This is a genomic window from Tamlana crocina (assembly GCF_012037625.1).
The window spans coordinates 1-449 of the sequence record NZ_JAAVJS010000241.1 but is presented as its reverse complement, the minus strand read 5'-3'; the positions used below and the strand labels follow the sequence as shown (position 1 = coordinate 449).

At 39.9% G+C, this 449-nt stretch carries 1 protein-coding gene and 1 pseudogene; one reads left to right on the top strand and one right to left on the bottom strand.

All coding sequences use genetic code 11. The features are described from left to right. Nucleotides 1–138, bottom strand: a pseudogene (locus HC176_RS20090) (type I restriction enzyme HsdR N-terminal domain-containing protein); the annotation flags it as partial. Nucleotides 139–193: 55 nt separating this feature from the next. On the opposite strand from HC176_RS20090, the gene HC176_RS16510 reads away from it, so the two are divergent. After that, nucleotides 194–449, top strand: a 256-nt coding sequence (locus HC176_RS16510) for a DNA polymerase III subunit delta (RefSeq protein WP_425338219.1), incomplete at its 3' end; no start/stop codon positions are given.

The window sequence follows — 449 nt, the reverse complement described above, 5'->3', positions numbered from 1 at the left end:
AAAATGTACCACATGTTGCCGCACCCATTCTTCGGGCGTTAATAAAACGAATTTTTTCCGCAGCTCATCAAAAACCGCTATTTTATTTTCCCTATTTTTGAACCTGAATGAGTACCGGGGGAAATTGAGTTCATGCATGCCCAAAAGTAAAGAATTAGTTCCTAAAAAAGCCTTTCAGGAAAACTGCCTCTAAATGAATGAAGTAAAAAGTATAGTGACTGCCATTAAAAAAGGAGATGTGAAACCCATCTATTTTTTAACGGGAGAAGAGCCCTATTTTATCGATAAGATCTCAGATTTTATTGAAGACAACGTGCTGCGGGAGGATGAAAAAGGCTTTAACCAAATGGTGTTGTATGGCCGCGATGTCACTGTAGAAGATATTATTGGGAACGCCAAACGTTACCCAATGATGGCCGAGAAACAGGTGATCATCGTGAAGGAAGCTC